The 19998-nt window shown below is 36.9% G+C and carries 18 protein-coding genes; 8 read left to right on the top strand and 10 right to left on the bottom strand.

Translation table 11 applies throughout. From position 1 onward, the window contains the following. The first annotated feature begins 4 nt into the window (after positions 1 to 4). Positions 5 to 658 (top strand): metal-dependent transcriptional regulator, encoded by a 654-nt coding sequence (locus AYC65_RS06070; RefSeq protein ID WP_009088220.1) that lies wholly within the window; start codon positions 5 to 7, stop codon positions 656 to 658. Positions 659 to 765: 107 nt separating this feature from the next. Here AYC65_RS06070 and AYC65_RS06065 read toward each other — a convergent pair whose 3' ends face one another. Further along, on the bottom strand, positions 766 to 2133 hold the full coding sequence (locus AYC65_RS06065; RefSeq protein ID WP_034867705.1) for a tetratricopeptide repeat protein: 1368 nt from the start codon (positions 2131 to 2133) through the stop codon (positions 766 to 768). An 18-nt stretch (positions 2134 to 2151) separates the two neighbouring features. Further along, complete coding sequence (gene gyrA, locus AYC65_RS06060) at positions 2152 to 4725, bottom strand: DNA gyrase subunit A (RefSeq protein WP_034867704.1); 2574 nt, start codon at positions 4723 to 4725, stop codon at positions 2152 to 2154. Between the two features lie 160 nt (positions 4726 to 4885). On the opposite strand from gyrA, the gene AYC65_RS06055 reads away from it, so the two are divergent. Next, positions 4886 to 5203: a DUF4286 family protein gene (locus AYC65_RS06055; protein ID WP_034867702.1), complete on the top strand. Its 318-nt coding sequence runs from the start codon at positions 4886 to 4888 to the stop codon at positions 5201 to 5203. 64 nt (positions 5204 to 5267) lie between these two features. On the opposite strand, the gene AYC65_RS06050 is transcribed toward AYC65_RS06055, so the two are convergent. The 4 genes from AYC65_RS06050 to AYC65_RS06035 form a co-directional block, all read right to left on the bottom strand. Further along, a complete protein-coding gene (locus AYC65_RS06050; protein ID WP_034867700.1) occupies positions 5268 to 5726 on the bottom strand; it encodes a DoxX family protein in 459 nt (152 codons plus the stop codon). A gap of 41 nt (positions 5727 to 5767) precedes the next feature. Beyond that, positions 5768 to 6436 carry a hypothetical protein gene (locus AYC65_RS06045; protein WP_065419763.1) on the bottom strand — a complete coding sequence of 223 codons (669 nt, stop codon included), beginning with the start codon at positions 6434 to 6436 and terminating at the stop codon, positions 5768 to 5770. 67 nt (positions 6437 to 6503) lie between these two features. Continuing rightward, a complete protein-coding gene (locus AYC65_RS06040) occupies positions 6504 to 7403 on the bottom strand; it encodes a helix-turn-helix domain-containing protein (RefSeq protein ID WP_034867698.1) in 900 nt (299 codons plus the stop codon). A gap of 140 nt (positions 7404 to 7543) precedes the next feature. Beyond that, complete coding sequence (locus AYC65_RS06035) at positions 7544 to 8578, bottom strand: aldehyde dehydrogenase family protein (protein ID WP_034867697.1); 1035 nt, start codon at positions 8576 to 8578, stop codon at positions 7544 to 7546. 53 nt (positions 8579 to 8631) lie between these two features. Between AYC65_RS06035 and AYC65_RS06030 the strand changes: the two genes are divergently transcribed. The 6 genes from AYC65_RS06030 to AYC65_RS06005 all read left to right on the top strand — a co-directional run bounded on the left by AYC65_RS06030 (position 8632) and on the right by AYC65_RS06005 (position 14163). Next, complete coding sequence (locus AYC65_RS06030; protein WP_009088212.1) at positions 8632 to 8982, top strand: 4Fe-4S binding protein; 351 nt, start codon at positions 8632 to 8634, stop codon at positions 8980 to 8982. A 75-nt stretch (positions 8983 to 9057) separates the two neighbouring features. Then, positions 9058 to 10116, top strand: a complete 1059-nt coding sequence (serC, locus tag AYC65_RS06025) for a 3-phosphoserine/phosphohydroxythreonine transaminase (protein WP_034867695.1) — start codon at positions 9058 to 9060, stop codon at positions 10114 to 10116. A gap of 68 nt (positions 10117 to 10184) precedes the next feature. Then, positions 10185 to 11138, top strand: a complete 954-nt coding sequence (locus tag AYC65_RS06020) for a D-2-hydroxyacid dehydrogenase (protein WP_034867693.1) — start codon at positions 10185 to 10187, stop codon at positions 11136 to 11138. A 6-nt stretch (positions 11139 to 11144) separates the two neighbouring features. Further along, on the top strand, positions 11145 to 12383 hold the full coding sequence (locus tag AYC65_RS06015; protein WP_034867691.1) for a DUF1015 domain-containing protein: 1239 nt from the start codon (positions 11145 to 11147) through the stop codon (positions 12381 to 12383). 59 nt (positions 12384 to 12442) lie between these two features. After that, on the top strand, positions 12443 to 13798 hold the full coding sequence (locus AYC65_RS06010; RefSeq protein ID WP_234300252.1) for a M20/M25/M40 family metallo-hydrolase: 1356 nt from the start codon (positions 12443 to 12445) through the stop codon (positions 13796 to 13798). Continuing rightward, positions 13798 to 14163 (top strand): diacylglycerol kinase family protein, encoded by a 366-nt coding sequence (locus AYC65_RS06005; protein ID WP_034867689.1) that lies wholly within the window; start codon positions 13798 to 13800, stop codon positions 14161 to 14163. The genes AYC65_RS06010 and AYC65_RS06005 overlap by 1 nt, the downstream gene beginning before the upstream one ends. Here AYC65_RS06005 and AYC65_RS06000 read toward each other — a convergent pair. The 4 genes from AYC65_RS06000 to AYC65_RS05985 all read right to left on the bottom strand — a co-directional run bounded on the left by AYC65_RS06000 (position 14139) and on the right by AYC65_RS05985 (position 19920). Beyond that, positions 14139 to 14933: a patatin-like phospholipase family protein gene (locus tag AYC65_RS06000; protein WP_034867687.1), complete on the bottom strand. Its 795-nt coding sequence runs from the start codon at positions 14931 to 14933 to the stop codon at positions 14139 to 14141. The genes AYC65_RS06005 and AYC65_RS06000 overlap by 25 nt on opposite strands. 105 nt (positions 14934 to 15038) lie before the next feature. Continuing rightward, positions 15039 to 16427: a dihydrolipoyl dehydrogenase gene (lpdA, locus tag AYC65_RS05995; RefSeq protein ID WP_024564082.1), complete on the bottom strand. Its 1389-nt coding sequence runs from the start codon at positions 16425 to 16427 to the stop codon at positions 15039 to 15041. Between the two features lie 209 nt (positions 16428 to 16636). Continuing rightward, positions 16637 to 17467 (bottom strand): OmpA/MotB family protein, encoded by an 831-nt coding sequence (locus tag AYC65_RS05990; protein WP_034867686.1) that lies wholly within the window; start codon positions 17465 to 17467, stop codon positions 16637 to 16639. Between the two features lie 14 nt (positions 17468 to 17481). Continuing rightward, on the bottom strand, positions 17482 to 19920 hold the full coding sequence (locus AYC65_RS05985) for an alpha-ketoacid dehydrogenase subunit alpha/beta (protein WP_034867684.1): 2439 nt from the start codon (positions 19918 to 19920) through the stop codon (positions 17482 to 17484). Positions 19921 to 19998 lie beyond the last annotated feature (78 nt).

Raw genomic sequence — 19998 nt, 5'->3', positions numbered from 1 at the left:
GGGTATGAATTCTCTGACTAAAGAAAATTACCTGAAAGCCTTATTTCATTTAGCCAACAGCGAAAATGAAATATCAGTAAAAGACCTTAGCGATAATCTGGGGATACGTATGCCCAGTGTAAATAGTATGATGAAGAAATTTTCAACAGAAGGCTGGGTCATCTATGAAAGCTATAAACCACTTATTCTCACTGAAAAAGGAAGGCGAAAAGCAGCTTTAATTGTAAGGAAACATCGTCTTACAGAAATGTTTCTGGTAGAAAAAATGGGATTCGGATGGGAAGAAGTGCACGACATTGCTGAGGAAATAGAACATATCCAGTCACCTGTTTTCTTTGATAAAATCGATGAAATTCTGAACTTTCCAAAAACAGATCCTCATGGCTCTCCTATTCCCGACAAGGAAGGAAACATTATTAAAAACAACTATTTCAAACTTAGTGAATGTAAGATTGGTGAATCTGTAGAATTTGTAGGACTAACAGCTTCTTCAGATGATTTTTTACGATTCCTGAATAACAAGAAATTGCCTTTGGGTACTTATATTACTATTCTGGAAAATGAACCTTTCGATGGCAGCAAGCGTGTAAAGTACGACGATCAGGAAGAAAGCTTCAGTCAGGTTGTTTTGGAAAAAATACTGGTTAAAAAGCAGTAAAAAAATAAAAAGATTATCTGTTTTTTAAATGAACCTTGACATGGTTTTTCTCAAAATAAAAAAACTCCCTTTCGGGAGTTTTTTTATTTTATAACTTAAAGATTGGCTTATTTACCTCCTTTTAGTTCTTTAGCTTTATCTTGCTTACCTAAACTGTTATAAACAGTTCTAAGAGTATCTACAACATCCGCTTCGTTAGGCGTTAGAGTATTTAGTTTCTCTAAGTATGGTAAAGCTTTGGAAAATCTTACTTTTCTTTCAGCAATAATCTTGTTCGCTTCATCAATTTTACCAGCTTTTCTTGCAACATTGTAAGCATCTACAATTTTAGCATCAGCTTTACCGTTTAAGTAAAGGTTGAATACTAACCCTTGTAATGCAGGTACATAGTTAGGGTCAATTTCTAAAGCTTTTTTAAATGAAGCTTCAGCATCTGCTACAGTCGCAGGATTGTTAGACTGGATAACACCAAGGTTAGACCAATTTAATTTATCACCTGGGTTTTTAGCAACCGCTTCTTTAATTGTTTGTTCAAGCTTGGAGCTATCACCGGTTCTTGAATAAGCCGACAATTTAAGATCGTTCATCTTAGCATTGTTCGGGAACTTAGCAAGACCTTTTTCAATAAGAGCTACTGCTTCAGTATTCTTATTATCATCTAACATTAAAGCTACAGCTGTTTCATATAATTCTTCTTCAACACTTTTAGATGTTTCAGTTTTAAAATCACCATAATCAGGAGATTTTTTCACTAATTCAAAAGAAGACTTATCCAGATTTTCTCTCTGGTTAGTTTTCTTGTTAAGTGCCGAATAAGTTGTTTTGATACCTGTATATCCTGAATTGATAAGATCCTGATATAGAGCAATAGATTCTGCTTTTTTGTTTCCTAAAGCATAGCTGATTGCCGCATAGTATTTGTAAATATCATCCGGCTGGCCTGCTGCTTTAAGTAGATCGTTTACCTGAAGGAATTTTTCAGCTGCAACCGGGTAGTTTTTAGCGTCATATTCTTTCTGTGCTTCACCACTTACTTTTTGTAATAAAGGGTTTACAGCTGCACCAACGTTTCCTGCTAATGTAGGAGAATATGTTTCTTCTTTCAACTGTAATCCAGCTCCGTCCTTATCAGCTTCTGCTTTACCTACGAAATAAACTTTATTTTTATTGTTGTCTTTACCAGCAAATATTTTATTTGTCTTAAGATCAGAAATTTTAGCTAGAACTGCTGCACCTTCAGATGTTTTGCCAGACTTTATTAAAGCTATACCTTTTGCATAATAGTATTGCTCTTGTACAGAAGGCTCCAACAAATACATTTTTCCCTGTAAAGCACTATCCGCAGCCGAAATCTGAGATAAAGCTTCAGCAGCATTACCTCCGTCTGCTGCTTTTACAGCGTTCTGAATTTCTTTTTTCTGTGCAAAAGCCAGTGAAACTGATACTAATGCTGCACTCAAAAGGATTTTTTTCATATTTCTATTATTAAACTTTTATTCTTCAATATTTTCGGTTCCGTCTTCCTTAAATAATTCTCCGGTAGCGGCATCATCCGAAGCATTTGGGATTACAGTGTTTTCATCACCTTCTTCCAATTCTTCTTCGTCCTCTACAGATTTGTCTACTTCGATTTTAGCAATCGCAGCAATTGCATCATTACCTTTAAGGTTGATCAGACGAACACCCTGAGTATTTCTACCCATAACACGCATTTCTTCAACGCTCATTCTAATTGCAACCCCGGATTTGTTAATAATCATAAGGTCATGTTCATTAGTAACGTTATTTATTGCAATTAATTGTCCTGTCTTATCAGTAATATTTAATGTAATAACACCTTTACCACCTCTGTTAGTGATTCTGTAGTCTTCTACAGCAGTACGCTTACCGTATCCGTTTTCAGAAACAACCAATACAGTTTCGTTCTCTTTATCACTAATAGCAATCATTCCGATTACTTCATCGCTGTCTTCCATTGTAATACCCTTCACCCCGATAGAAGTACGACCTACTGATCTTACTTTTTCTTCAGGGAAACGGATACACTTACCATTTTTAGTAGCAATCATAATTTCGGAGGTTCCGTCTGTTAATCTCGCTCCTAGTAACTGGTCGTCTTCACGGATTTCAATTGCGTTAATACCATTTACACGAGGTCTGGAATATGCTTCCAATGAAGTTTTCTTAATGGTTCCGTTTTTGGTAATCATCACAACGCTCATCTTCTCTACATACTCAGTATTTTTAAGATCATCCGTTCTTAGATAAGCTTTAATCTTATCATCCGGTTCTATATTGATAAGGTTCTGAATTGCTCTTCCCTTAGCCGTTTTAGATCCTTCCGGAATTTCGAATACTCTTAACCAGTAACATTTACCCTTTTCAGTAAAGAACAACATATACTGGTGGTTTGTAGCAGCCACAATATATTCAAGGAAGTCGGCATCTCTGGTCGTTGCACCACGATTACCAACACCTCCTCTGGACTGAACTTTATATTCGTTTACCGGTGTTCTCTTAATATAACCAGCGTGAGAAATAGTAAGAACAACCTGCTCGTTCGGGATGAAATCTTCAATATTCATTTCTCCACCAGCATAGTCAATCTCGGTTCTTCTTTCGTCACCGTATTTATCTCTGATCTCGATTAATTCATTTTTAATGATCTCATATTGTAAAGCCGGAGTTGCAAGAATATCTTCCAAACGCTTGATTAAGTTCATAATTTCTTCATACTCTTCACGGATCTTATCCAGCTCCATTCCGGTTAGTCTTGCCAACCTTAGATCAAGTATCGCTTGTGATTGAATATCAGAAAGTTCGAACTCTTCAATTAAACCTGTTTTTGCTTCCTGAGGGTTTGCAGAATGACGGATGATAGAAATAGCTTTATCTAAAGCATCCTGAGTTCCGATAACCTTCATGAAACCTTCAAGGATATGTGCTCTTTCTTTTGCTTTCTTCAGTTCGTACTCCGTTCTGCGGATAATTACCTCGTGACGGTGCTCTACGAAATGGTGAATAATTTCCTTCAGGTTCAGCTGTTGCGGGCGGCCTGCCACCAATGCAATATTATTAACACTAAAAGAAGTCTGAAGCGATGTATATTTGTAAAGAAGGTTTAGTACAACATTCGGGATAGCATCCATTTTCAGTTCGTATACAATACGAAGACCTTTTCTGTCGGATTCATCACGAATCTCATAGATTCCCGGAATTTTTTCTTCTTTTACCAGTTCCGCAGTTCTGGCAATCATTTCAGCTTTGTTTACCTGATACGGAATTTCGGATACAATAATTGCATCACGGTTACCGATTTGTTCAAAGCTTACTTTAGCACGAAGAACAATTCTTCCTCTTCCTGTATGGAAAGCATCTCTTACACCATCGTAACCATAGATAATACCTCCGGTTGGGAAGTCTGGTGCAATAATATGCTGCATCAGTTCATCTATCGTTATCTCTTTATTATCAATATAAGCGCAGATTGCGTTTATAGATTCTGTAAGGTTGTGTGGCGCCATATTGGTAGCCATACCTACTGCAATACCTGAAGTACCGTTCACCAGAAGAGCTGGCACTCTTGTAGGAAGCACTTTTGGTTCCTGTAAAGAGTCGTCGAAGTTATTCTGAAAGTCAACTGTTTCCTTATCAAGATCAGAAAGTATCTCATCTGAAATCTTTTTAAGTCTTGCTTCGGTATAACGCATTGCTGCAGGCGGGTCACCGTCCATGGAACCGTAGTTACCCTGCCCATCTACCAATGGATAGCGTAGAGACCATGGCTGTGCCATACGCACCATAGCATCGTAAACCGAGCTATCGCCATGCGGGTGGTACTTACCTAATACATCTCCAACAATTCTGGCAGACTTTAAGTATTTTCTGTTAGAAAAAACGCCTAAACCGTACATACCATAAAGTACTCTTCTGTGTACAGGTTTCAGACCATCTCTTACGTCCGGTAACGCTCTGGACACGATAACCGACATCGAATAATCGATGTAAGAGGATTTCATTTCATCAACAATGTTGATAGGAATTAGCTTTTCTCCTTCTGTATTCATTCTTTATATTTAAAATAAATCGGGAAAATCATACAAAAAACTGATTTTCACACTCCTGAAGTTCAGGATTTAAACAACGGGCTAATTTACGTTTTTTTTACCTAATATTGCCCCTGAAATGAAGCATATTTAATTTAAAAAATCATAAAATTTCTTAAAAATGAGTGTTCTTAGCGTTACCTTTCATGTTGAAAGTACAGTACAGCCGCAATGGTATGATTTTCTGGAGAAGGAATTTCCGGTATTAGTAGAAAATCTGTATGATGTGGAAAAGTTTATTTTCTCAGAAGTGAACAGCGATTATATCCAGGAAGGTAAAAATTATAATCTATTACTAATCTTCAATGATCATGAAATCAGAAGCGGATTCCTGTTGAATGAAATGCAGAATTTAAGCGAGATTATTCACAAAAAATTCTCTCAGGAACAGGTAATGATCTTTATCACGGAACTGAATCCGATTACTAAAAGGTTATAAATAAAAAAAGCGCCAGAGAAACTGATAATCTCTGGCGCTTTTCAGTTTATTCTAAAATTTAATTTTATTTATTCTTTAAAATATTTTTCAACAAAAATTTATCAATAGAAAATCTCCCGCTGCCTTCTATAAATAGTGCAACAGAAATTCCTATTACCAATAAATCGAACTGACATCCCTCTCCTTTTTGATTTCCAAACCAATTCATAAAAAAGCCGTTTTCCAGGTGTGATGTCATCATAATTCCAAGCATTAATCCGGTAAATGCCACAGCCCAAAAGCGCGTTGCAAACCCAATAAGAAAGCACAGAGAACCCAAAAACTCAATCAGAATAACAAGCAATGCAACAATCCAGGGAAGTCCCATTTTTTCTGTGAAAAGATGCAAGGTATCGGTAAAACCCATTCCACCAAATAATCCAAAAGTTTTTTGCAGACCGTGTGGAATAAAAACCACACCCAAACTAAGTCTTAAAATAAAACCAGTTAAAGAATCTGATGTTTTAAATAATTTTTCTTTCATTTTTCTATATATATTTTATTCGAGAATTAACTCCTCAGAGTTTAATTAAACAGACTGGCAGCCAGAAAAACACCATAGTTTTGTTTACCCTGCTTTTCCGGACCATACGCATCCCAATTCGCTCCCAATCCGAAACGGATCTCCTTATAACTAAGCCCCAATCGTAACATAAGATAGCTTCTGGCATGCTCTCCGGAATTTAAATTTTGTGCATACAATCCCTGTACCCTGGAATATATTTTCCAGTTCTCATTAATTTCCGGCTTGTATTCTGCCATTACAAAACCTTCTGCATTGCTATTCTTCGACAAATCAATTCGTGGACCTATACTCAGTAAAAGAGATTTATAATTGATTGTATACATTAAAGCTGTAGTAGGCCGCAACCCTGTGGTTGGTGTATAATGCATACCACCAAACAACCGCAATCCTTTTACTATTTCGAAAGTGATATTCGCCTGACTCATGGCATCCTTTGAGGTTGTTTCGTTCCATTTTGAGGAAATATTTGTAACACTAAAAAATCCTAGACGAGGAACAGACCGGAAAGATTTATTAATAATCATCTGAGAAGCTATTCCAGCGTCTCCGGTAAGAACTTCTATTGTTACAGGCGGGTTCAGAATTTTTTCGCTCTTTTCTTCCTGAGCAAAGGACATAAGGCAGGATAAGAAGAGAATCCCGACAGTATTTCGTTTTAATGTTTCCATTTCTGGTTAATTATTATCCTGCAAAGTTCCGTCCCTGAACACTGCATAACCAGAACAGAAAAATCAATTAACAGGACAAATCAATCATTCGTCTATATTCGGTAGGACTTTGGACTGCATGTTTTTTAAAAAAACGGGAAAAATAAGACGCATCTTCGAAGCCCAAAGTAAAAGCTACTTCTGCAACAGAATATTGCGACATGGATAATAAGGCTTTTGCTTCCATTAGTAATGCCTCATTAATGAGATCAGATGCAGTCTTACCAATAGTACTTTTTACACATTTATTCAGATGATTCGGAGACACATTAAGTAATTTAGCATATTCCTGTGTAGTATGGACATCCTGAATATGACTTGTGATAAGTTTCCTAAAACGTAGTGTAAGTGTTTCCTTCGGAGAAAATACCGGAAGAGGTTTGCTTTGTATAAAATGATGAAGTTCACTTATCAGTGTAGAAAAATAGGCCCGAAGCAGGATAATATTATTTTCTTTATCATAAAAATTCAGAAGCTGATCTAATATCCATTCCACCCTGCATTTATAATCCTCATCCAGATGGACAGACAGATTGCCCGTCAATTCTGTGTAATGGAAAATTTCTTTCAGCTGCTTTACTGCAATTCCGCTTTCAGCAATAAATTCTTCAGAGAAGTGACAGTAGAATCCTTGGATGTTCTGAGAATTGCGAACAATTGTTCTTATTTTGTATACAGGTAAAAACATAAACATACTTTCACCAATAACAAAAGAGTCCGAGCATACCATTTTCTCTAATTCTCCTTTAATTACAAATACAAAGTCATTGACGGTCTTTCTGTGTGGCAGGGAAGAAACCTTCTTACGCCGGTTCAATACAGAAAGAGGTTCTATAAAGAAACTGTTGAAAATATCCTTCATCTCTATTCTTTCTATATCAAGAATAGATTTAAAATTATTAGGTTCATATTGAGGGATACGCTGCATTCTCAGACACAAATTATACAATGAACTAAACTACAAATTTATTTTGTAGCATACCATCCTGTATATTCTTAAATGCAAAAATTCCCCATCCATAAACGGATAGGGAATCTGAAAATATTTTAAAACTTTTAATTAATGTTTTATACAACACTAAGAAAAGCCATTGTGTCTACATTATCTGCATAAACATCCAATCCTGGTTTCTGAGCTTCACCGAAAGAAACCGATGCTAATCCTAATGCATCTTTAGCAACTATACATTGTATTTCCTCCTGATGTTCGCTAATAAAAGTTTTTACATCACCAAGGTTTTTATACCTGCTAAAGTTAATTACTGAAAGCGGGCTAAATAACTCTTCACCTTCACGAAGCATTACAAAATTATTATCCCAGAAAGGTTCCTGATTTAATAAATATACAGCTCTGTTATAATCGTAGTTGTTTGCGTATTTATTATGATTGATTACATCTTTAAAATTCAGGAAATTTTCAAAAAGACGCTCAAGCTTAAAGTCCTTAGGAATAAATAGTCTTGTAACGTTACGACATCCTAATCCGAAATAACGGAAAATATCCTCAGCTAATAACTGCAATTCTTCATCGCTCTCATTTCCATTTAAAACAGCTACTGACGTACGGTTCTTACGAATGATATTCTGATAATCTTTGAAATAAAACTCCAGATACCTTGCTGTATTATTGCTTCCCGTAGCAATTACAGCATCGAAGTTTTCAAGTTTTTCAACAAATTCATATTCAATTCCTTCTTCTGTAAAATCATTCCATATTTTCATCAGAAAAGGAATGAGTAAACGATCTTTGGCAGAAAGTTTTATCACCGGAATATGTCCGGATAATACAACACACATTACATCGTGAAATCCTACTAACGGCAGATTACCAGCTAAGATAAGACCTACTCTTTTTGAGGTATCTGAAAATGGGTATTTATCTGTCCAACTGCTGATTGCAGCCTCATTAAGAACTTCTGCTAAACTTTCCAAAGCATATCTCAAACTATTCTGAGTAAACCATGGATTTTCAATTTCTGATCTTAACAATAATCCCTGAAATTCCTCTTCCAGAGGTGTATAATCGTTATTATTTTTTGTTAAGAACTCTTTCAAAAAACTTCCTAAACCTCCTAACCCCCGAATTTTAGCTTCCTTATTCATAATCTGGTGAAAAATTTTTATCTTTGTGCAAATTTAACAAAAATTAAAGAGCAATGGCCATTAAAATAACGGATGAATGTATTAACTGTGGAGCTTGTGAGCCTGAATGCCCTAACACTGCGATATATGAAGGAGCTGTAGACTGGAAAGCCGCTGACGGAACCAACCTAAAAGGAACCGTAACGATGACATCAGGTCTGACTATAGATGCTAATGCCCCACAAGAACCTGTTAGTGATGATGTATACTTCATTGTAACAGATAAATGTACTGAATGTAAAGGTTTCCACGAAGAGCCTCAATGTGCTGCTGTATGTCCTGTAGACTGCTGTGTACCAGATGAAGATCATGTAGAAACTGAAGAAGAGCTTCTTGAGAAAAAAGCTTTTTTACACGGAGAATAAAAATACCGCTCACTAATTGTGAGCGTTTTTTTTCAATAAAGACTTTATAAAAACAATATAACACCAAATTTAGTAATGAAGAAACATAATTTTAGCGCCGGTCCTTGTATTCTGCCTCAGGAAGTTTTCCAGAAAGCTTCAGAAGCTATTTTAGATTTTAACGGGATGGGGCTTTCCCTTCTGGAAATCTCACACAGAAGCAAAGAGTTTGTTGCCGTAATGGATGAAGCGCGTGCTATTGTAAAAAGATTAATGAAGCTTGGAGATGATTATGATGTTCTCTTTCTTCAGGGTGGTGCAAGCCTTCAATTTGCAATGGTTCCTTTCAACCTTATGAAAACAGACGGTAAAGCTGCATATCTGGATACCGGAACATGGGCTGCAGGAGCTATTAAAGAAGCTAAAAAACTAGGTACAGTAGATATCGCTGGTTCTTCTAAAGATCAGAACTATTCATTCATTCCTAAAGGTTATACCGTAGGATCTGAATACAACTATTTCCACTGTACATCCAACAATACAATCTATGGAACTCAGATGAAAGAGTTTCCTAAAACAGATACTTTAATGGTCTGTGATATGTCATCCGATATTTTCAGCAGAGTATTGGATTTCTCACAATTCGATTTAATTTACGCCGGAGCACAGAAAAACATGGGCCCTGCCGGAGCAACATTAGTTGTTGTAAAAAAAGATATTCTTGGAAAAACAGGAAGAGATATTCCTTCTTACTTAAACTATCAGCTGCATATTGATAAGGAAAGTATGTACAATACGCCACCTGTATTTGCTGTTTATACTTCACTCCTTACACTTCAGTACCTGGAGCAGCATGGTGGTATAGAAGCAGCTGAAGCACGCAATGAAGCGAAAGCTAAATTATTATATGATGAAATCGACAGAAACCCTTTATTCGAAGGATATTCTGTAAAAGAGGATCGTTCATTAATGAATGTTTCCTTCAAACTTACTGACGAATCTAAAAAAGAAGCTTTCGATACTGCATGGAAAGCAGCAGGCATTAGTGGCCTTAATGGGCACAGAAGTCTTGGCGGATACCGCGCAAGTCTTTACAATGCGCTGCCAATTGAAAGTGTACAGGTATTAGTAGACGTTATGAAGTCTATTAGCTAATTAATTGATTTGAAAATTAACGAACTCAAAAATCTGTAAATTTTTAAATCTGTAAATTTGTATCTTATATGAAGGTATTAGCTAACGATGGTATTTCGGAATCGGGGGAAAAAGCATTAAAAGAGGCAGGAATTAATCTGCTGGATAATCGCGTTTCATCCGGACATCTTGCCCAGTTTATTAACGATAACAAAGTGGATGTTCTTCTTGTAAGATCTGCAACCAAAGTAACAAAAGAACTGATAGACGCCTGCCCTACATTAAGGATTGTAGGACGAGGAGGTATTGGCATGGATAATATTGATGTGGAATACGCAAGAGAGAAAGACATCTATGTATTCAATACTCCCCTTGCCTCTTTACGTTCTGTTGCCGAACTTGTTTTTGCTCATTTCTTCTCTCTGGCCAGAAACCTGCATGAGTCAAACAGACTGATGCCGCTGGAGGGAGAAACCAAATTCAATGAACTTAAGAAATCTTTTGCCAAAGCTTTTGAGCTCAAAGGAAAAACTCTTGGGGTAATTGGTATGGGTAAAATCGGAATGGAAGTAGCTAAAATTGGAATTTCTCTGGGAATGAAAGTTTTATGTTACAACAGAACACCAAAGACCGAAAAAGTAGCACTAAACTTTTTCGATGGGCAAAAGGTGAATTTCAGCTTAACTTCTGTTTCCCTTGATGAAGTAATTACGCAATCTGATTTTATCAGTATCAATACAGCGAAAACACTCCATTATATTCTGGATTCTGAAGAATTCAGTAAAATGAAAGACGGTGTATTTATTGTCAACGCAGCCAGAGGTGGTGTACTTAACGAAGTTACCCTACTGGACTTTATCGAAGAAGGAAAAATAGCTGGTGCCGCACTGGACGTTTTTGAAAACGAACCTAATCCCGAACTTCCTTTATTAATGAATCCTGCTTTATCATTAAGCCCGCATATTGGGGGCAGCACAATTGATGCGCAGGAAAAAATTGGAACGGAATTAGCAGAACAACTAATTAAACTTAAACTACAATAGAAAGAAATGCCTTTATTTAAACCCTTTCGAGGCATAAGACCTCACCATGATTTGGTTGAAACATTTACAACAGCATCTATAGATAACTTCACAGAAGAAGAACTACATCTAAAAGCTGGCGTGGACGATTCTTATGTCCAAATGCTAAAGCCTTTTGTATGCAGCAAATCAAAAGATGTAGACCGTAACTTACGAAAGGTCAGAACTAATTTTGAAGAGCTGTTTCAGGATAAAAAACTATCTCAGGACAACGCTGCATTTTATCTTTACGAGCAGATAATGCCGGATAAAACAGTTTACCGTGGTCTTCTGGGTCTAACATCTGTGGATGACTTCTGGAACGGAAAAATAAAGAAACACGAAGCAACCATAACGCAGAGAAAAGAAAAGTTTGCCCATTACCTGGATAAAGTAAAAATTCAGGCTGAACCGGTATTGCTTACCTACCCTTCCAATTCCAAGATAGAAGTATTGATGAATCTGGAAGAGAAAAATGTTCCGGTTGCTAACTTTACTGATAAAAACGGAGTTCGTCATAAGTTATGGAGAATAGACAACCGCCTGAAACTTCAGCAATATAAAGAGGTAATCGAACAAATCGATTCCTTCTACATTGCCGATGGTCACCACAGAATTGGTTCAGCAGCACTAAATGCTAAAAACCATCTGGATAAAGGTAAAAAACATACCGGACAGGAAGGCTTCAATTATGTTTACAGTTACATTGTTTCCAACCAGTCTATTAAAATCCACGATTATAACCGTCTGATAAAAGACCTTAATGGCTTATCTACTGAACAATTCCTAAAGTCTTTAGAAAAGTTCTTCGTTATTCACGAAAAAGGAGATGTTCCTTATTATCCTTCTCAGAAATATCACCTGAGCATGTATGTAGACGGTAAATTCTACAGCCTTCATATCAGACATGATCTTAGAAATAAAACCGGAGGATTAGAGGATCTGGATCATTACTTCCTGGAACGTAACGTGATTAAAGAAGTATTGGGAATGGAAACCAAACTAAGTGACAGAATTGGCTTCTCTAAAGGTAACTCTACAGTAGAAGGTATTGCTGAAATCAAGCAGCTGGTAGATAATGGTGAGTATGCTGTAGGGTTTGCAATCCACCCGTTACCATTCTCTGATTTGGTAAAAATATCGGACCTTAAACAAAAAATGCCGCCAAAATGTACTTACATTGAACCTAAACTGCTTACTGCATTGGTAATGTATGACATGAAATAATATTTTTTCCTGTAAAAATTCCTTAAATTTGATTTACTCAAAACTTGACAGGAATTGCAATGAAAAAACTAATGCTTATTCCACTCATTGCGAGTGGATTTTTTTTCGCCCAACAGAAGGACGATTCTCTGGTATTTTCTAAAATATCGGGACAAATTTTAAACCACGGAGAAGCCTATGAAGAACTAAGGGATCTTAGTAAAAATATTGGGCACAGACTAAGCGGTTCTGCAGCTTACGAAAAAGCAACCCAATGGGCTGTTAATCAATTAAAACAAGCCGGAGCGGATAAAGTATGGCTTCAGCCTGTAAAAGTTCCGGTATGGGTAAGAGGTAAAGAATCTCTTCATATAAAAACAGCTAATGGGCAGTGGCAGTCTGTCAATATGCTTTCTCTTGGAAACTCTGAAGGGACTAAAGGTAAAGACCTGACCGGAGATATAATTCTGGTAAAAACTATTGAAGAGTTCAATGCATTGCCAGAAAGTGCTGTAAAGGGTAAAATTGTATTTTTCAGCTATCCTTTCAACCAATCTTATATTACTACATTCCTTGGATATCGTGATGCCGGAATATACAGGAGAGCAACAGCTTCAATGGTTGCAAAGAAAGGCGGAAAAGCTGTAATTATCCGCTCTTTATCTTCTGCTACAGACGACGCACCACATACAGGAGCGATGAAGTATGAAGACGGAATAGAAAAAATACCGGCTGTCGCTATTGGTCCAAAAGGAGCGGAGAATCTTGCTAAGTTATTACAATCTCAAAAGGTAACGGCTAAACTCAATTCAAATTGTGGAATGAGAGAGGAAGTTATGAGCAATTCTGTAATCGGAGAAATTACCGGTAAAAAAGATCAGAAAATTATTGTTGTCGGAGGACACCTGGATTCATGGGATGTGGGTGAAGGCGCACAGGATGATGGTGCCGGAATTGTACAGTCTATAGAGGTACTCAGAACTTTCAAAAAACTAGGAATTAACAATAACCATACAATACGCGCTGTATTATTTGCTAATGAAGAAAACGGAACGCGAGGCGGACTAAAATATGCAGAAGAGAATGGTGCCAAAGAGAAACATATCTTTGCTCTTGAAAGCGATGCCGGAGGCTACTCTCCTATTGGTTTCTTTATGGATGTGACACCAAACCAAAAAGCTGACGTAAAAAATTGGATGAAATTATTTGCAAGCTATAATGTTCATAATATTGCTGATTCAGAAGGAGGAACCGATATTGCACCATTAAAAAAATATGGTGTATCTACTGCTGGTTTAATGCCTGATTCGCAAAGATACTTTGATCTACACCACTCTGCTTCTGACGTTTTTGAAGCTGTTAACAGAAGAGAGCTTTTGCTGGGAGCAAGTGCTATGACTCAACTGATCTATATGGTTGACAAATACTGGGAATAATGCGTAAACCTTCTCTACATAAAAGTTTTGGTAATGCTTTCAGAGGAATATTGTTCTTACTGAAAAATGAGAGAAATTTTCAGATTGAAGTATTGGGCCTTCTGGTTAACCTGTTTCTTATTGTTTTTCTAAAGTTAGAAAGACTGGAAATAGCACTTATATTGATGGCTTCATTCTTTGTTCTGGTTACTGAAGCTCTAAATACGTGTGTAGAGAAAATATGTGATTTTGTCCACCCTGAATACAATCAGTATATAGGTATCATAAAAGATATAGCCGCCGGAGCTGTTGTAATAGCAGTTCTTGCGGCTGTTTTAACAGGCATTTATGTTTATCTGCCTTATATAATGGATTTTGCATCCTGATAGAACAGACTATCTGCAAAAGTATCCTGTGCAGAGATATAGCCAATATCAAATATCTCCTGCGTTCGTTGTTTTTTGGTTTCAAACCTTCCGTAGCTGCTTAGCTTATTTAAAGGAATAAACCAATCACACAATTCAAACTTATGCTGCTCCGATCTGTATAATAATATTTCCAAAGCCCGCTCAGTAACCGATCGGATACTCTTTATTTTATTCTGGTTCAGCTTTTCCATGGGAGAAAGATATACTCCAATCATTTTCTCTACCTTATTATTTAATAAATCTGCAGGAAAATTATTGATAATACCACCGTCACAATAGATTTCTTCATTAATACTATAGGGAGTGGCAACACCCGGAATTGCCGCAGAAGAAATAATAGCATCTATTAACTCCGTGTCCTCATCAAACACATGCAAAGTTCCTGTTCCCAAGTCTGTAGCTGTAAGTAACAATGGTATTCTGCTTTCTTTTATTTTTGAATTCCCAAATATGGGTTCAAGATAAATTCTGAAAATATCTGAACTGACAATACCCGGCTTATTAAATACCAGATGCTTCCAATTGAAAAAATGGACAGATTGGAAAAAAGCCAGAATATCTTCAGGCGACTTTCCATACGCATATAATGCTCCAACCAATGCCCCTGCCGATGTACCGGAAATAACATCTACTTTTATTTGCTGCTCTTCCAGAAACTTCAGCACTCCTGCATGCGCAATGCCTTTAGTTCCGCCTCCCGAAAGTACAAGCCCTGTTCTGTAATCCATTTAATAATTTTGTGTTGTAAAAATTTGGTTTATAAAATTATAAAATCCACAGCAGTTGCTGTGGATTTTAATTATTTTTCACATAATATTTATATTACGTTTATATTATATGTGAATTACTTCTCCATAAGCAGCTGCTACCGCTTCCATAATCGCTTCAGATAAAGTCGGGTGCGGGTGGATAGATTTAATGATCTCATGACCTGTAGTTTCTAATCTTCTTGCTACAACAGCTTCAGCAACTAATTCAGTTACACCTGTACCAATCATGTGGCATCCTAACCATTCACCGTACTTAGCATCAAAGATTACTTTTACGAAACCATCAGTATCACCATTTGCTGTAGCTTTACCACTAGCAGAGAACGGGAATTTACCTACTTTTATTTCGTAACCTTTTTCTTTAGCCTGCTTTTCTGTTAAACCAACAGATGCAATTTCAGGAAGACAGTAAGTACAACCAGGGATATTGCCGTAATCAATTTTATCTACATGCATTCCTTTGATTTTCTCCACACAAGTAATACCTTCAGCAGATGCTACGTGAGCTAGTGCCTGGGTAGGGATAATATCTCCGATTGCATAGTAACCCGGTACATTTGTCTGATACCATTCGTTTACTAAAACTCTTCCTTTATCTGTTTTAATACCAACTTCTTCAAGTCCGATATTTTCAATATTTGCCTGGATACCAACTGCAGAAAGTACAACATCTGCTTCAAGGATAACTTCACCTTTAGCCGTTTTTACTTTAGCTTTTACACCTTCACCTGTAGTATCTACGCTTTCAACAGAAGAATTTGTCATTACCTCGATTCCTGCTTTTTTCAATGATTTCTCTAAGTGCTTAGATACTTCCTCATCTTCTAAAGGAACGATGTTTGGTAAGAATTCTACTACAGTAACTTTAGTTCCTAAACTTGAATAAAAGTAAGCAAACTCAACACCGATAGCTCCTGAACCTACAACAATCATAGATTTTGGTTGCTCTGGTAAGCTTAGTGCCTGACGGTAACCGATTACTTTTTTACCATCCTGCGGAAGGTTTGGCAATTCACGGGAACGTGCACCAGTTGCTATAATAATATTCTGACCTGCATAAGTTTGTTTTTTACCTTCAGCATCAGTAACTTCTACTTTCTTGCCTGGTAATACTTTTGCAGTACCTAAGATTACATCGATTTTGTTTTTCTTCATCAGGAACTCGATACCCTTGCTCATTTTATTAGCAACGCCACGGCTTCTTTGGATGATGTTCGGGAATTCAAAACTAGGCTCTACTTTATTAAGACCATATTCCTCAGCATGTTCTATATATTTGAAAACCTGTGCAGACTTCAATAAAGCTTTTGTTGGAATACAACCCCAGTTAAGGCAGATACCACCAAGATTCTCTTTCTCTATAATTGCAGTTTTGAAACCCAATTGGGAAGCTCTGATTGCAGTAACATAACCACCAGGTCCACTTCCTATAACAATAATATCGTAATTCATTGGAAAAAATTTTATTGCGAATTTACGAAAAAGATTGTGAAAAAAATAGCGAAACTAAAAACGAACAAATGAGAATAAACAGCTTATTACAGATTTTGCAAAAAAGAGAATATATCCAGAATTGGCAATACTTTATGTCTCAATTCAATAGTCAATAAAAAAAGCCTGTTTCAATAACTGAAACAGGCTTTTATAAGGAATTTACAATTTTATCTTTTTGCTTCCAATAGCTGCATGAACTGGTCTAATTTAGGAAGAACGATAATTTCTGTTCTTCTGTTCTCAGATTTACCCATCGGCGTATTGTTGTCTGTTTTAGGAACGTATTCTGAACGTCCTCCGGCTGTCATTCTGGAAGGATTAACTGCGAATTTTGTCTGAAGCATTCTTACAACTGAAGTTGCACGCAATGCAGACAGATCCCAGTTATCTCTGATTAGTGCATTTGGCTTCATCGGATCTGTATCCGTATGCCCTTCTACCATTACATCATAGTCACTATAATCATTGATTACACGCGCTACTTTCTCTAATACAGTCTCAGCTGTAGGCAGGATTTCATAGCTGCCAGATTTGTATAACATTTTATCGGATAATGAAATGAATACAACACCTTTCTGAACTTTAATATCGATATCCTGATCATTAATATTATCAAGAGATCTTTTCAGCTTGTTAGATATTGCAATATTCAGAGAATCCTGCTTAGATCTTGCATCCTGTAATCTCTTGATGTAATCCTGAGATTCTTTGATCTGACCAATCAACTTCTCTATATTCATAGATCCTTTGTTGCTGTTGCTCGCACAATCTTTTAAGCTTTCCTGTAAGATTACATTTTGATTTTTAAGCAAATTAATTTGCTCTTCCAATGAAGAAACTCTTACTTTCTGACTCTGAATAAGGCTTTCTTTCTGCCCTGAATCACTCAGACACTTCTGATAATCTGTTTGTAATGCTTCTAACTTTTTCTGAGTTCCGCATGAAGTTAATGCTAACCCTAAACCACCTGCTAAAACAAATTTCAATACATTATTCATAATAAAATATTTTATTAAATCTCCGGATATTTTGTTGGATTAGATTCACGCACAAGTGCATAAATTTTCTCCACTACATCATCTGCCGAAGGTTTAGAGAAATAATCTCCGTCTGAAGCGTATGCTGGTCTGTGATCTTGTGCTGCTATTGTCAACGGTTCTGAATCTAAATGTCTGAACGCTTTTTGTTTTTCAATAACCTGCTGAAGAATAAAGGCTGTTGCACCTCCCTGTACATCTTCATCTACCACTACCAAGCGGTTTGTCTTCTTCACACTTTCCAGAATATCTTCAGATATATCAAACGGCATCAATGACTGAATGTCTATTACTTCAATATTCACGCCAAGTTTTTCTAATTCTGCTGCTGCTTCCATTACAATTCTCCATGTAGAACCGTAAGTTACTACTGTAGCGTCTGTTCCTTCTTTTGTAATTTCTACTTTACCTACCGGTACCGTAAACTCTCCTAAGTTGTTTGGCAACTTTTCTTTCAGACGGTATCCGTTCAGAGTTTCAATAATAAGAGAAGGTTCATCCGACTGTAACATTGTATTATAGAAACCTGCAGCTTTGGTAAGGTTTCTTGGTACCAATACATGAATACCTTTTATTAAGTTCAGAATTCCTGCCATTGGCGATCCCGAATGCCAGATTCCTTCTAAACGGTGTCCTCTTGTACGTACAATAACCGGAGCTTTCTGCCCACCCTTCGTACGGTAATGAACTGTTGCCAAATCATCACTCATTCCCTGAATACAGTAAAGCAAATAATCCAAATACTGAATCTCGGCTACAGGACGAAGTCCTCTCATAGCAAGACCAATTCCCTGCCCTAATATTGTCGCTTCACGAATACCTGTATCGGCAACACGATCAACTCCATATTTTTCCTGAAGCCCTTCCAACCCCTGGTTTACATCTCCAATATTTCCACTGTCTTCACCAAAGATTAGGAATTCAGGATATTTTGCTAATATTTTATCGAAATTATCTCTTATTACTACTCTTCCGTCTACCATTTCAGCATCGTCTGCATAAGTTGGTTTAACTTCAGGTATATTGACAGCCTGCCACTCTGATTCACTATACAGGTGAGATGAATAATTATCTCTTTCTACAGCTGTTAATTCATTTAATATACTTTTTACAGCCTGACGTTCTGCAGAGTTTTCACCTCTTGTTACCCAAAGAGATCTTCTTAGTAAATGGAAAACTTCTTTTTTAGCAATAGTAATAAGTGATTTGAATTTTTCAATCTCCTCATTTATTCCTGCAGGGTTTGCAGATACTGTAGCTAATTTTTCTACTGCAGGTAATGCTTTATCTTTTAATGAAATAATTGTTCCCTGATATACATCCCAAGCTTTCTTCTGTCCGTCTTTAGCTTCTTTCTTAGCTTCTCTGTCTATAAGATCCAATTCTTCTTCGGAAGCCAGTACCATTGATCCCTCTTCACCTTCAATTTCATAGTTCAGGATCCACTCACGGAATTTTTTCAGTCCATCGTGCTCCTGCTCCCATTGCAATCTTTCCGGAGATTTATAACGCTCATGAGAACCCGATGTAGAGTGTCCTTGTGGTTGTGTAACCTCAATAACGTGGATAATTACAGGTACTCTTTCAGTTCTTGCAAAATGTTCTGCTTTCGTGTAAGCATCTTGTAATGCAGGATAATCCCAAGCTTTCACCTGAATAAGCTCGAAACCTTGATTTTCACCTTCTTTTCTTTGGAATCCTGACAGCATTTCTGTCATATCCTCTTTCGCTCTCTGGTTTTTAGTTGGTACAGAAATTCCGTAACCATCATCCCAAATAGACATAATCATAGGAACCTGTAATGCTCCTGCAGCGTTAATAGTTTCCCAGAAATGACCTTCAGCTGTAGAGGCATCTCCGATAGTACCGAAGGCTACTTCATTTCCTTCTTTGGAGAATTTTTCAGATCCTGGATAAGTATGGTTTTTATAATAATTAGAAGCCTGAGCTAATCCTAATAAACGAGGCATCTGCCCTGCTGTAGTAGAAATGTCCGAGCTAATATTTTTCATTTTAGTAAGATCCTTCCAGCTACCATCTTCGTTTAAAGATCTCGTAGCAAAATGACCGTTCATTTGTCTTCCTGCAGATGCCGGATCTCTTTCCACATCTGTATCTGCATATAAAGAAGCAAAGAAGCTTTCTGGTGTTAATGCATGAATTGCCATCGCAAAAGTCTGATCACGGTAATACCCTGATCTGAAGTCTCCGTCTCTGAATACTCTGGACATTGCTAACTGAGGAAGTTCCTTCCCGTCTCCGAAAATCCCGAACTTGGCTTTTCCGGTTAATACCTCTCTCCTTCCTAAAAGACTCATTTCTCTTGAGACTCTGCCTAGTTTGTAATCCGCAAGTATTTGTTTTTTGAAATCTTCAAAAGTAACCTGTGATGTTTCAATATCTGTAACTTCCATTGTAAAGCATTTTTACAAATATAAGAATTTAGTATTTATTTATTTATCATAAAATTTATTAAAAAACTGCCTCGTAAT

Origin of the sequence: Elizabethkingia bruuniana (assembly GCF_002024805.1) — a bacterium.
GTDB lineage: Bacteria > Bacteroidota > Bacteroidia > Flavobacteriales > Weeksellaceae > Elizabethkingia > Elizabethkingia bruuniana.
This window is presented reverse-complemented; position numbering and strand designations above follow the sequence as displayed.

Bases quoted from the DNA above. Each gene is read 5' to 3' on its own strand.
- AYC65_RS06070 (WP_009088220.1), top strand. From the start codon at position 5: ATGAATTCTCTGACTAAAGAAAATTACCTGAAAGCCTTATTTCATTTA.
- AYC65_RS06065 (WP_034867705.1), bottom strand. From the start codon at position 2,133: ATGAAAAAAATCCTTTTGAGTGCAGCATTAGTATCAGTTTCACTGGCT.
- gyrA (WP_034867704.1), bottom strand. From the start codon at position 4,725: ATGAATACAGAAGGAGAAAAGCTAATTCCTATCAACATTGTTGATGAA.
- AYC65_RS06055 (WP_034867702.1), top strand. From the start codon at position 4,886: ATGAGTGTTCTTAGCGTTACCTTTCATGTTGAAAGTACAGTACAGCCG.
- AYC65_RS06050 (WP_034867700.1), bottom strand. From the start codon at position 5,726: ATGAAAGAAAAATTATTTAAAACATCAGATTCTTTAACTGGTTTTATT.
- AYC65_RS06045 (WP_065419763.1), bottom strand. From the start codon at position 6,436: ATGGAAACATTAAAACGAAATACTGTCGGGATTCTCTTCTTATCCTGC.
- AYC65_RS06040 (WP_034867698.1), bottom strand. From the start codon at position 7,403: ATGCAGCGTATCCCTCAATATGAACCTAATAATTTTAAATCTATTCTT.
- AYC65_RS06035 (WP_034867697.1), bottom strand. From the start codon at position 8,578: ATGAATAAGGAAGCTAAAATTCGGGGGTTAGGAGGTTTAGGAAGTTTT.
- AYC65_RS06030 (WP_009088212.1), top strand. From the start codon at position 8,632: ATGGCCATTAAAATAACGGATGAATGTATTAACTGTGGAGCTTGTGAG.
- serC (WP_034867695.1), top strand. From the start codon at position 9,058: ATGAAGAAACATAATTTTAGCGCCGGTCCTTGTATTCTGCCTCAGGAA.
- AYC65_RS06020 (WP_034867693.1), top strand. From the start codon at position 10,185: ATGAAGGTATTAGCTAACGATGGTATTTCGGAATCGGGGGAAAAAGCA.
- AYC65_RS06015 (WP_034867691.1), top strand. From the start codon at position 11,145: ATGCCTTTATTTAAACCCTTTCGAGGCATAAGACCTCACCATGATTTG.
- AYC65_RS06010 (WP_234300252.1), top strand. From the start codon at position 12,443: ATGAAAAAACTAATGCTTATTCCACTCATTGCGAGTGGATTTTTTTTC.
- AYC65_RS06005 (WP_034867689.1), top strand. From the start codon at position 13,798: ATGCGTAAACCTTCTCTACATAAAAGTTTTGGTAATGCTTTCAGAGGA.
- AYC65_RS06000 (WP_034867687.1), bottom strand. From the start codon at position 14,933: ATGGATTACAGAACAGGGCTTGTACTTTCGGGAGGCGGAACTAAAGGC.
- lpdA (WP_024564082.1), bottom strand. From the start codon at position 16,427: ATGAATTACGATATTATTGTTATAGGAAGTGGACCTGGTGGTTATGTT.
- AYC65_RS05990 (WP_034867686.1), bottom strand. From the start codon at position 17,467: ATGAATAATGTATTGAAATTTGTTTTAGCAGGTGGTTTAGGGTTAGCA.
- AYC65_RS05985 (WP_034867684.1), bottom strand. From the start codon at position 19,920: ATGGAAGTTACAGATATTGAAACATCACAGGTTACTTTTGAAGATTTC.